General features: G+C 61.9%; 9 protein-coding genes. 2 read left to right on the top strand and 7 right to left on the bottom strand.

The genetic code is table 11. The features are described from left to right. Positions 1–71: 71 nt before the first annotated feature. The gene (locus TK42_RS11520; protein ID WP_103734239.1) at positions 72–326 is read right to left on the bottom strand and encodes a DUF6124 family protein; all 255 of its coding nucleotides are present in this window, start codon (positions 324–326) and stop codon (positions 72–74) included. A 435-nt stretch (positions 327–761) separates the two neighbouring features. Here TK42_RS11520 and TK42_RS11515 point away from each other — a divergent pair, with 435 nt between their 5' ends. Continuing rightward, positions 762–1,049: a HigA family addiction module antitoxin gene (locus TK42_RS11515; RefSeq protein WP_103734238.1), complete on the top strand. Its 288-nt coding sequence runs from the start codon at positions 762–764 to the stop codon at positions 1,047–1,049. 135 nt (positions 1,050–1,184) lie between these two features. On the opposite strand, the gene TK42_RS11510 is transcribed toward TK42_RS11515, so the two are convergent. The 6 genes from TK42_RS11510 to pilG all read right to left on the bottom strand — a co-directional run bounded on the left by TK42_RS11510 (position 1,185) and on the right by pilG (position 11,032). Continuing rightward, complete coding sequence (locus TK42_RS11510; RefSeq protein WP_005792246.1) at positions 1,185–1,640, bottom strand: chemotaxis protein CheW; 456 nt, start codon at positions 1,638–1,640, stop codon at positions 1,185–1,187. Further along, entirely contained in the window at positions 1,633–7,452 is a 5,820-nt protein-coding gene (locus TK42_RS11505) for an Hpt domain-containing protein (RefSeq protein ID WP_103734237.1), read from the bottom strand. Before TK42_RS11505 ends, TK42_RS11510 begins: the two co-directional genes overlap by 8 nt. 175 nt (positions 7,453–7,627) lie before the next feature. Continuing rightward, a complete protein-coding gene (locus tag TK42_RS11500; RefSeq protein ID WP_032878941.1) occupies positions 7,628–9,679 on the bottom strand; it encodes a methyl-accepting chemotaxis protein in 2,052 nt (683 codons plus the stop codon). Then, positions 9,676–10,200: a chemotaxis protein CheW gene (locus TK42_RS11495; protein ID WP_103734236.1), complete on the bottom strand. Its 525-nt coding sequence runs from the start codon at positions 10,198–10,200 to the stop codon at positions 9,676–9,678. Before TK42_RS11495 ends, TK42_RS11500 begins: the two co-directional genes overlap by 4 nt. Before the next feature lie 12 nt (positions 10,201–10,212). After that, entirely contained in the window at positions 10,213–10,578 is a 366-nt protein-coding gene (pilH, locus tag TK42_RS11490; RefSeq protein WP_003234583.1) for a twitching motility response regulator PilH, read from the bottom strand. Positions 10,579–10,624: 46 nt separating this feature from the next. Then, positions 10,625–11,032, bottom strand: coding sequence for a twitching motility response regulator PilG (gene pilG / locus TK42_RS11485; RefSeq protein WP_005792254.1), 408 nt, complete (start codon positions 11,030–11,032; stop codon positions 10,625–10,627). 239 nt (positions 11,033–11,271) lie between these two features. Between pilG and gshB the strand changes: the two genes are divergently transcribed. Next, positions 11,272–12,225 (top strand): glutathione synthase, encoded by a 954-nt coding sequence (gene gshB / locus TK42_RS11480; RefSeq protein WP_005792255.1) that lies wholly within the window; start codon positions 11,272–11,274, stop codon positions 12,223–12,225. Positions 12,226–12,284: the final 59 nt, after the last annotated feature.

The raw sequence follows: 12,284 nt of genomic DNA, 5'->3' as shown, positions 1-12,284 counted from the left end.
GGCTTGCTCCCTCCCACATTTGCTCAGCGTTGCTTGTTAGATATCGGTCCCAAACAAGGACCGATCAGTCCCTATTTGGGACCGTTTGAAAATTCCGGCGAATGGCTGATTTGCTCAAGTGCCCTATCGACCAACAACTGACCAAACTCTGCCATTTGCTGAATCCCGAGCATGATGGCGCGCTGGGAAGTGTCCAGGTCAAAGGCCAGGTTGCAGGTGAGTGCGTTGAGGGAGGACAGGGTTTCACTGGCGTTGACCAGCAGGGTTTCGGTGGTTTGGTGGGGGTTGACGGTGAAAAGGGGTGGATTGGGGGTAGGTTTGATCATGATTTACAGCTCCGATATGTGATGGAAGCTGCCCTCTTCCGCTTGCACGCGAATCAAGGTGGCAGCTGTGCGCAGGTGTGCAAGACCGGGCATATCGGACCCCGGCAGACTCCGAAGAGTCTCCCACGCACAGCCGCCATAACGAGTACAGCAGGCATAAAAAACGCCCGTTGAATGGCTATGGGCGTTGGTGCGCCGACATGTAACCGGACTTGCACGTCCGTGTCACCGTTTTTTGCGATGACGGGACGAAGACTAGGCGTGCGGACCTCTCACCACAAGTTCATGCACGGCCCAAAATCTTGCAGGAAAAATCCGAAGCCTTTTATGTCGAAGGGCGTGCAGGAAGTTTCATACAGCGTTTTGGGGTTGTTGCTTGGAACTGGTCCTTCTAGCCTTCGCGGTTGAATGCCCATAGTCGAAGGACGTACCAACATGCCGATGCACAACCCAACTCACCCAGGTGAAATTTTACTTGAGGACGTTATCCCAGCCTTGGGCATCACCATTACCGAGATGGCGCGACGTCTTGGCTTCGCCCGCGAGACTTTTTCAAGGATCTTGCATGGCCACGCCCCGGTCAGCCCGGACCTTGCCGTTCGGTTGGAACGGGCTGGCGTGAGTAAAGCCCAGTTATGGTTGTCGATGCAAAGTGCCTACGACTTATGGCAGGCCGAGCATCGGGAGCAACCGGTAATTGAGCGGTTTGCGCGGATTGATTGAGATCTTGGGCCAAGCACAATTCAGTGTGGGAGCTGGCTTGCCTGCGATAGCGGTCTGTCAAATACAGATGTATTGCTGACCCACCGCTATCGCAGGCAAGCCAGCTCCCACATTGGAATTTCACAAGGCTTATGTTCAGGCCAGGCCGGACTCAACCAACAGCGCCTCCAACCCCATCAAATCCGGCACCTTCGCCACCTGCTCCCCTACCTGCACTGCCGCCAGTTCCAGCGGGCACAGCGGCACATCCACATAGCTCAACTCGCTATCGAGTTTGTACGAGCGGGGAATGCCCTGAATAACCAGCGCAATGAATTTCAACGTGGGCCTGCCCCCCAACGCATTCAACACCACGATCCGCGAGCGTTCGCCGGTCACGCTGGCTTCACCGCACACGGCTTCAAAGCTGATCAAGGGGATTTGCCGATCACGCCAGGTCACTTGCCGCAGGTACCACGGCGGTGCATCGCTGGCCGGTTCGCCGCGCTGGAAGTCGATCAGCTCTGCGATGGCCACGTTGGGCAGCACCAGGTGGCGGTCGGCCAGGGGCAGCAGCAGGCCGGTGAGTTGGCTGGCGCGGTGGTCAAGCATGGGACTTGCTCCAGTAGGCGATGCTTTCCAGCAGCACCGACTCTTGGTACGGCTTGCCGAGGTAGTCGTTGACGCCAATGGCCATGGCGCGGTCGCGGTGTTTCTGGCCGGTGCGCGAGGTGATCATGATGATCGGCAGGCGCATCAGGCGCGGGTCATTGCGTATCTGGATGGCCACTTCGAAGCCGTCCATGCGCGGCATTTCGATGTCGAGCAGCATCAGGTCCGGGGTGTGTTCTTCAAGCACCGCGAGGGCATCAATGCCGTCCTTGGCGGTAAGCACGTTCATTCCATTGCGCTCCAGCAGGCGGCTGGTGACTTTGCGCACGGTGACCGAGTCGTCCACCACCAGTACCAGCAGCGGGCGTTTTTTCAGCGGGTCGTTGAGGACCAGTGGCACATCCACTGCCTGGGCCGGCAAGGCCGGTTGGCGGGCGCGGATATGCGCGAGCAGGTCAATGATCAACACCACGCGGCCATCACCGAGGATGGTCGCACCGGGCACGCCCTGTACCCCGGCAAACTGCGGCCCCAGGCCCTTGACCACGATCTCGCGGGTGCCGGCCATGGCGTCCACATGCACCGCTACGCGCCGTTCATTGCAATGCACCAGCAACACCGGCAGCGGTTGGTATTGGCCGAGCAGTTTCGGGCGGCTGACGGTGTGCAGCAGATCACCCAGGTAAAACAACTCGTAGCGCTGGCCGGCGTATTCATAATGCGGCGGATCTTGCTGGTAGTGCCCGGCCAGTTCGTGGGGCAGTACGCGCACCAGGCCTTCAAGGGTGTTGAGGGGAATTGCGTACTGGTCGTCTGCGCATTGCACCATCAACGCACGGTTGACCGACACGGTAAACGGCAGGCGAATACGAAAGTGCACGCCCACGCCTGGGGTCGAGTCGATCACCATCGAGCCGCCGAGCTGACGCACTTCTTCGTGCACCACGTCCATGCCCACGCCGCGCCCGGAGATCTGGGTGATTTTTTCTGCCGTGGAAAAGCCCGGCTGCAGGATGAACTGCAGCACGTCGCGGTCGCTGATGGTTTGATCCGGGCCGAGCAGGCCGCGCTTGATCGCCTTGCGCCGCACCGCTTCAAGGGGCACGCCGGCGCCGTCGTCACGCATGTCGAAGACGATGTCGCCGCCTTCGTGGGTCAGGTCCAGGGTAATGCGCCCCTTTTCCGGCTTGCCCGCCTGCAACCGCACCTCACGCGATTCCAGACCGTGGTCGACGGCATTGCGCAGCATATGTTCCAGTGGCGCCGCCATGCGTTCGAGCACGTTGCGGTCCATCTCGCCTTCGGCATTGCCGACGATAAACTCAACGTCCTTGCCCAGCTCCTGCGCCACTTGGCGCACGATGCGCTTGAGGCGTGGCAGCATCCGCTCGAAAGGCACCATGCGCGTGCGCATCAGACCCTCCTGCAATTCGGTGTTGATGCGCGCCTGTTGCTGGAGCAAATCGTGGGCATCCTGATGACGCTGCTCCAGGGTGTCCTTGAGGTCGAGCAGGTCGGAGGCCGATTCGGACAGCGCGCGGGACAGCTGCTGCAACTGCGAATGGCGATCCATTTCCAGTGGGTCAAACTCTTCGTAGCCCAGGCGTTCGGCCTCGGCCTGCTGACGGCTGAGCAGGCGCCCCTGGGTTTCGCTGTCGAGCCGGCGCAATTGATCGCGCATCCGCTCGATGGTGGTTTGCACTTCATTCAATGCAATGCGCGCATCGTTGACTTGCTGCTCGATACGGCCACGGAAAATCGAGGTTTCACCGGCGAGGTTAACCAGGTCGTCGAGCAGTTCGGCGGAGATTTTCACCATGTCGGCTGCGGGGTCGACCACCGCTTCAGCCTTGCCCGCAGGCAACGCCACGGGCACCACCGGCTCTACACTGGGGTGCACCAGGCTTTTGATGCGCTCGATAAGTTTGTCCACCGCCCCCACCGGCAGCCCATCCGCTACAGCGTCGACCATCTGTGCCAAACGATCATGGCAACCTTGCAGCAGCGCAAACAGCTCTGGGGTCGGCGCCAGCAACCCGGCGGATAGCCCCTCGTAGAGAAACTCCAGCTCATGGGCCAAATCGCCAATCGGCCCGATCTCTACCATGCGCGCCCCGCCCTTGAGGGTGTGCAGGTCACGCAGCAGGGTTTCGACTTCCTGGCGGTTGCCCGGCTCGGCCTGCCAGCGCAGCAACGCGCTGCCTGAACTGTCGAGGATATCGGCGGCCTCTTCGAGGAAGATATCCAGCAATTCAGGGTCTGCACCTGAGGCCGGCGCCGCCGCAGCCGGAGTCGCCGGCGCGCTGTTCTGGCGCAGCTCACGCAGTTTGGCGATCAGCTCGGCAGCGTCGCTCAAAGGCTGCTGCTGTTGCAGTTCTTCCAGTTGCAAAGCCAACCGTTCGTGGCTGGCCATCAGCACCTGGGACAGCTCGGGGGTGTAACTGTAGCGGCGGTCCACCAGGCCCTCGTACAGGCACTCCAGCTCATGGGCCAAGTCACCCACCGGGTCGATTTCGGCCATGCGCGCACCGCCCTTGAGGGTGTGCAGGTCCCGTTGCAGTGAGGACAACGGCGCGGCGCTTTCGGGCTCCAGCAACCAGCGCTTGAGGGACTGCCCGGCACTGTCGAGGATATCCACGGCCTCCTCAAGAAAGATGTCGACAATCTCATCATCCATGGCTGTTTGCTGATCCAACTGCGCAGTGGCAGCACCCAGTTCCGAAATGCTCAGGGCGCGGCTGCCGTCGCTTTTGATCAGGCCGGTGGCGGACGGGTCCAGCGCGTCATCCAGCAACGCGTGCAAGGCTTGTACCCGCGCAGGTGCCGGGCTGATTTCCTGGCCGGCAGCCAGTTGGTCGAGCATGTTGATCAGCGCCTCATGGGCCTGTTCCGCCTCATGGAAAAACCGCTCGCTGACCGCCAGGCTGCTTTCTTCCACAGCGCCATACAGGTCGAGCAAGGCCTCGCACAACGCGTCGATAGCGTGCAGGTCGGCGATGTGCGCGCCCTCCCCCAAGGTGGTCAGCTCATCCAGCAAGGCGGTCAGTTCCTGGCGTTCGCCGGGATGTTGCTGCCAGCGGCGCAACAGGTTGTCGGCGTCGAGCAGAATGTCCATGCCCTGGGCCAGGAAGTTGGTGATCAAATGCCGATCGCGCTTGATCGGCAGGCCGCTGCCAGGGGCTTCGAGCAGCGCTGCAAGCTGCTGGTCCAACAGGCTTTGGGTGCGTCTGATCAGATCCGCTGCGCCCTGAATGGGTGCCAGGGGATCGCTGTCCAGGTCGCGCAGGCCACGCTGGAACAGCCCTTCGGCTTCCAGCAGCAACTCCACTTCGTCCAGGTCCAGGGGCAAGCGATGGGCCTTGTATTCGCGAGTCAGGTGGTCGAGGGGGCGCGCCAGCTCGGCGATGGGCAACACCCCGGCCATGTAGGCACTGCCCTTGAGCGTATGCAGGGCGCGTTGCAGTTCATCACTGACCTGCAACGGCACCTGTTCGGCGGCGTGGTGCAGGAAGTGGTTGAGGCTGTCCAGATGGCTCTGGGCTTCGTTGCGGAAGATCTCCATCAGCATCGGGTCATGGGGCTCGCCAGCGGTTGTTGCCGCGCCACTGGCCAAGGCATGGGCGCGGGCGGCCAGGGCGTCGACTTCGTCGCGCTGGCGTTGGTCGTCGATGGCAAAATCGGCGATCAATTCCGGCAGCACAGCCACGGCCTCATCCAGCACCTGCTGCACCTCGGCGCCAAGGGCGACGCTGCGTTCCAACACACGGTTGAGCAGGTTTTCCACGGCCCAGGCCAGTTCGGCCAGCACCAGGGCACGGACCATGCGACCGCTGCCCTTCAACGTATGGAAGGCACGGCGCATTTCGCCCTGGGCGGTTTTGTCCGCACTGTTGGGCAGGTTGCGGTGCAGCACGTCGAGAACTTCGTCGGTTTCTTCGAGGAAGACTTCGCGCAGCTCATCGTCAATCGGCTCTTCACCCGCCGGCGGTGGCAGCAGGCTGCCGGGGCGTTGCAGGGCCGGAGGATTAAGGCCTGACGTGGGGCTTGCCAGTGCGTCAAATTGGGATTGGCTCGGTACCTGTTCGGTCGACAGTGCGCCATCGGGCGCGACCAATGCCTGGCGCCAGGGTTTTTCGGCCGGCAGATAACCCAGCGCCGCCAGGCTTTGGGTGGCCCGCTCCAGCACGCGCTCGCCAGCGGCGTCAGGGTCTTGGAGCATGCGTTCCAGGTAATACTCCAGGCTGCTGATCACATCGGCGAACTGCTCCAGTTGCACCGGCGAAGGCGCGACGTCGCTGATCATCAACTGCTCGTCGACATAATCGGTGCAGCCGCGCATCAGGCTCGCCGCACGCGGCAAAGGGATCATCGCCAGCGCGCCACGCACCTGGCTCAGCAATTGCGGCAAGGATTCCAGACGCTGGCGGTCCCAATGGGCTTCGACGCAGTCGATCACCAGTTCCTTGGCTTGTTTGAGGCACTGGCAGGATTCAGCAATCACCAACTGATGGATCTGGGTCAGGTCGGTGGTGGGCAGCCGGCTTTCTTCGCGGCTTTGCGGCTCCACCGTGCCGATCATGCCCGCCAGCGTGGCTTCGACGTAGAGCAACGCGCCTGCCACGTCCATCAGCACCGCGTCATTGGGTTCGCGTTGCCCCTGGGCCAGGCTCAGCACGACGGCCAACTGGTCGATGATCACTTTGCGCGGCTGGCCAAAACCCAGTACGGCGAGGGTGTCGGCGATCTGCCGCAGGGGCGCCAGCAGTGCGTCGAGTTCGTCGATGTGCTGGCGGTCGCTGCGTACGAACAGATCGAGGCGCTCCTTGACCCGCACCAGTTCCTCACACAAGGCACCGAGCACCGACCCCATGGCATTGCGGTCCGGCCCGGCCATTCGCGCACGCTCGGCGTCGACCACGGCGCTGTCGGGCAAAGCTTCATCCAGGCCATAGCGCTCTTTAAGGCTTTGCATGCGCGGCGTCGGTCGGGTGACTTTGGCCACGTAAAACAACAGGCTTTTGAGCAGCTCATCCGGCGCAGGCTGATTGATGCCGTCAATGCCCTGGGCCAGCAGGCGCTTGAGTTGTTTGCCGCTGGCCTTGAGCAGGCTGCGCAGCGCCGGGCTGTTGGCGACCACGCCGGTCAACATGCCCTCGACCAGTGCCGAGGCCACCTGCCACAGCGGTAACAACGGCGCGCCCTGGCACAACGCCTCAAGGCGTGCGAACACCCGCGCCATATCTTCCAGGTTGCTCGGGCCGTGGTCTTCACGCAGCAACCCGGCGAGGGCTTGTTGCAGCAAGGGGTGCCATTGGCGCAACTGCTCATGCAACTGCGGCGTTGCTCGTTGGGCCAGTGTTTCATCAGGCAGCGGCGCGATCGACAGCAGTTGCGGGCTGAACAGGCTGGTTTCAGACAACAGGCTTTCACCCCGCGCAGTGCGCAGGTCGTTGAGCAGCGGCAGTACCACCAGCGGCAGGTCGCGGCGGGCGCTGTGTACGCGATCCAGGTACAGCGGCAACTGGCCGAGGGCCTGTTGCAGCAGGCGGATGCTTTCTTCGCGCTGGCTGACGCGACCGGTCTGGAGCGCCAGGGCCAGTTCCTCGATCTCTTCGGCCAACAGCGCCGCGCCGTAGAACTCGACCATTTGCAGCGCGCCATGCACCTGGTGGATCCCGGCCAGGCAATTGTCGAGGGTGTCGCCGTCGCCGGTTTCAACGTAAGCGTCCAGCGCCGAACGGGCCTGTTTCAGGGTTTCGGCAATGTCGCCCTTGACCCATTCGAGGGCCACGTAGTCGTGCCGATCAACCATAACTGCTCCGCTTAGAATTCGTGGGTTGCTGGTATCTCACAAACAATGGAGATCCAATGTGGGAGCTGGCTTGCCTGCGATAGCGGTGGGTCAGCAATACATCTGTATTTGACAGACCGCTATCGCAGGCAAGCCAGCTCCCACAATTGGACTGTGGCGTTCTTCAGGTCGTATTTCAATCGTCCACCTGCTTGGGTGGCGGCAAGGTGAAACCCGACACCGACCTGCGCAACTGACTGGCCATCTTCGCCAGGTTACCAATGCTCTCGGCGGTCGCGGTCGACCCCGACGACGTCTGTGTGGTGATCTGCTGGATCACATTCATGGTCAGGGAAATCTGCCCGGCCGAAGACGTCTGCTGCTGCGCTGCATTGGAAATGCTCTGGATCAGCGCCGCCAGGGTTTTCGACACGCCTTCGATCTCTTCCAGCGCGACCCCGGCATCCTGGGCCAGGCGTGCGCCGCGCACCACCTCGGTGGTGGTCTGCTCCATGGAGATCACTGCTTCGTTGGTGTCGGCCTGGATCGCCCGCACCAGAGTTTCGATCTGCCGGGTGGCCGCCGACGAGCGCTCGGCCAGGCGTTGCACCTCATCGGCCACCACCGCAAAACCGCGCCCGGCATCGCCTGCCATGCTGGCCTGGATCGCGGCGTTGAGGGCGAGGATATTGGTCTGGTCGGCAATGTCGTCGATCAGGCTGACGATGTCGCCAATTTCCTGGGATGACTCGCCCAGGCGCTTGATGCGCTTGGCGGTGTCCTGGATCTGTTCGCGAATGTTGTCCATGCCATGGATGGTGTTGTGCACCACCTCGTTGCCTTTGTTGGCGATCTCAACCGAGCGCTCTGCCACCGCTGAGGACTCGGCGGCGTTGGCCGATACCTGGTCGATCGACTGCGCCATCTGGTTGATCGCGGTAGACGCTTCGGCAATCTGCTGCGCTTGATGTTCCGACGCCTGGGCCAGGTGCATGGCGGTGGCCTGAGTGTCTTGCACCGCACCGGCGACTTGCCCGGCCGTCAGGTTGATGGTGGCGACCAGGTCACGCAATTGATCCACGGAATAGTTGATCGAATCGGCGATGGTGCCGGTGAAGTCTTCGGTAACCGAGGCGGTGACAGTGAGGTCGCCGTCGGCCAGGTCTTCGATTTCATCCAGCAGGCGCATGATCGCGTTCTGATTGCGCTCGTTCTTCTCGGCGGTTTCACGCAGTTGGCGGTTGGTCTCGCGCACCATCACCAAGCCGATCAGGATGATCGAGGCCAGCGCCAGCAGGCCCAGCAGATAGCCGCCGATGGTGTCGAAACTGCGCCCGCCGGCGAGGTTTTCAAAACCGGTGGCCAGGTGCGAGGCTTCATCGAGCAGGGTTTGCGACAGGTTGAAGATATGGCTCGCCGAAGCCCGCACCTGGAATAACTGCGGCGAGGTTTCGAGGATTTCATCCACGGAGCCTGAGACAAACTCGAACAGCTCGGCAATCTCCACCAGCCGCGTACGGGCGTCAGGGTCTTCGACCTGAGTGATACGCAGCCCGGGGTTGCCGTTGAGCATACCGTTGAGCACCACGCCAAAACGGTTGGCGTCGCGACCGAAGGCATCGGCGGCCTGCACGGCGGTTTCATCGCCCGCAAGCACGGTGTTGACCGCCCCCAGGATCCGTTCGGCCAGCAGCGACTGGCGCTGGGCCAACGCCACCTGGCTGGCCGGGGCGCCGCGTTGCAGCAGGATATCGACGACTTTTTCCGACTCCATTTGCAGTTGCGGCACGGTTTCGGCCAGGGTCGCAGCCACCTGGTGCAGGGACAGAACGGTCTGCTCGCTGGCGAGGATCGCATCGGTGTTTTTCAGCAGCGCTTCCCAGTCGGTCTGCACGGCACGCATTTCGGCGCGCACCGCGCTGGGTGCGGCGGGCAAGCCGGTTTGCGGATCACCCTTTTTCAGGTAGCCCCAGCGCTGGGCAAAATCGTTGCGCGCCTCGCCCAGCAGCTTGAACGCGGCGGCCTTGCCGGCGGCGGCTTCGGTGGCGTTCTTGGCAATGCGCTGGGACAGCACGCGCAGCTCACCGGCGTGGCCGATGTACTGCTTGTCGTAGGTGGACTGGGTGTTGAGGTACGCAAAGTTGGCGAACAGCAACATGATGAACACGATCAAGGCGATAAACAGCACAATGATCTGCGAACGGCTGCGCGAAGCGGCCTGGGGTTTGGGCGTAGTAACGGTGCTCATGCGGCGACATCCATGAAGCCAGGGGCCTGGGCCAAAGCGAAGGGGCTGAAGACTTGCCACTGCGGGTCGCCGTCGAACTGGCCCTGGATAAACGGCGCGCCGGACGCGGTGCTGGCCATCCAGGCATCCAATGGGAAGTGCTGCATACCGACCACTTCGTCTACCAGCAGCCCGACAAACACGTCATTGAACTCCACGACCAGCACCCGCCTTTGCTTGCACGCCTTGGATAACTCAAGGCCAAGGAAACCGCCCAGGTCCAGCACCGGCAGCAAGCGCCCGCGCAGGTTGGCCACGCCCTTGACCCAGGGTTTGACCCCCGGCATCAAGGTGCAGCGCGGTTCATGCAACACCTCGGCGACCTCGCCCATGGGCGCCACGTACCAGTGTGGCCCCAGGCGAAAGCCGATACCGCTCCAGCGTTGCAGGCGGGTTTCCTGGGACGGCAGGTCGGCGGCCAGCAGGCGGCAACGGCGGTCGATGTCCAGCAGCAGCTCGAAGGCGGTTTGCGACTCGGTCATGATCGCGAGCCTTTAGCCGGCCAGTACCTTGTTCAGGGTGGCGATCAGTGTGTCTTCGTCCACCGGCTTGGTCAGGTAATCCTTGGCGCCCTGGCGTGCACCCCAGATCTTGTCGGTTTCCTGGTCCTTGGTGGTGATGATGATGATCGGAATACCGTTGGTTTCCGGCTCCTTGGACAACTGGCGGGTGGCCTGGAAGCCGTTGAGGCCCGGCATCACGATGTCCATCAACACGGCGTCGGGCTTTTCCTGACGAGCCAGCGCTACGCCGTCCGCGCCGTTTTCGGCTTTCAGGACTTGATGGCCGTGCTTTTCCAGCATGCCGGTCAGTTTGTACATTTCGGTCGGCGAGTCGTCGACGATCAGAACACGTGCCATGGTTTTCCCCACTACATTGGTCGGCGCCGGCCCTTGTGGGGTGGCGTCAGTGTGCTTGTTCTACTGCGGCGAAGGCAGGCACATAGGCCTTGATCGCACCCAGCAGTTCTTCCTTGCTGAAAGGCTTGGTCAAAAATTGATCGACACCCACGATGCGCCCCTTGGCCTTGTCGAACAGGCCATCCCTGGAGGACAACATGATCACCGGGATCGCCTTGAACGCCGGGTTGTTCTTCACCAGGGCGCAGGTCTGGTAGCCATCCAGGCGCGGCATCATGATGTCGACAAAGATAATGTGCGGGTGATGATCCACAATCCGCGCCAGGGCATCGAAACCGTCGATGGCGGTGATGACCTCGCACCCCATGTTCTTCAACAGTGTCTCGGCGGTGCGGCGGATCGTTTTCGAATCGTCGATCACCATCACTCTCAAGGCGTTGGAATGCTGTTCCATATCTGCTCTACCATCGCCACAGCGAATCGGTTTTCGGTGTGTACTGCCTGATGTTGCACAGGATGAGCGCCGCAAGCCTTGGAATTCAAGGGCTGCTACGCCGTGGCAGTCTTTTTAGCACAGTCTCCGGGCGCAATCTATCGAGGCACCCACCCGGTGGTTTTTCCTTGACCCACAACAACCACAGCGCCACTCTGACGCCACTTTTATGCGCCCTAATTTGCTAGAGGAAATCCCCCATGAGCGTTCGCGTCGGCATTGTCATGGACCCAATCGCCAGCATTTCCTATAAAAAGGACAGCTCGCTGGCCATGCTCCTGGCCGCCCAGGCCCGCGGCTGGACGTTGTTCTATATGGAACAGCGCGACCTGTACCAGGGCGACGGCGAGGCGCGGGCGCGGATGCGTCCGTTGCAGGTATTCGCCAACCCCGAGAAATGGTTCGAGCTTTCGGATGAAATCGACAGCCCCCTGAGCGACCTCGATGTGATCCTGATGCGCAAGGATCCGCCGTTCGACATGGAGTTTGTGTACTCCACCTACTTGCTGGAACAGGCCGAACGCGCCGGCGTGTTGATCGTCAACAAGCCGCAGAGCCTGCGCGACTGCAATGAAAAGCTGTTTGCCACCCTGTTCCCGCAGTGCACGCCGCCGACCGTGGTCAGCCGCCGCGCCGATGTACTGCGTGAATTCGCTGCCAAGCATGGCGATGTGATCCTCAAACCGCTGGACGGCATGGGCGGCACTTCGATCTTCCGCCACCGCGCTGGCGACCCGAACCTGTCGGTGATCCTCGAAACCCTGACTGCGCTGGGCACCCAGCAGATCATGGGCCAGGCTTACCTGCCGGCGATCAAGGATGGCGACAAGCGCATCCTGATGATCGACGGCGAGCCGGTGGACTACTGCCTGGCGCGCATCCCGGCAGCGGGCGAGACCCGTGGCAACCTGGCGGCCGGTGGTCGTGGTGAAGCACGGCCGTTGTCGGACAAGGACCGCTGGATCGCCGCTCAAGTTGGCCCGACCCTGCGCGAAAAAGGTCTGCTGTTTGTCGGACTCGACGTAATTGGTGAGAACCTCACGGAAATCAACGTCACCAGCCCTACCTGTATTCGCGAGATCGACAATGCATTTGGCACGAACATCGGCGAAATGCTGATGGCCGCCATTGAGCGCAAGCTACAAGCCAAGTGACATAGAACAGCCGGACACACACCAACATTGCGTTATCATGCGCCACCTGTGAAACGCGC

This window comes from Pseudomonas sp. GZJR-8, assembly GCF_002916705.1.
GTDB lineage: Bacteria > Pseudomonadota > Gammaproteobacteria > Pseudomonadales > Pseudomonadaceae > Aquipseudomonas > Aquipseudomonas synxantha_A.
The sequence above is the reverse complement of the archived record's forward strand: the minus strand, read 5'-3'. Positions and strand labels throughout refer to the sequence as shown.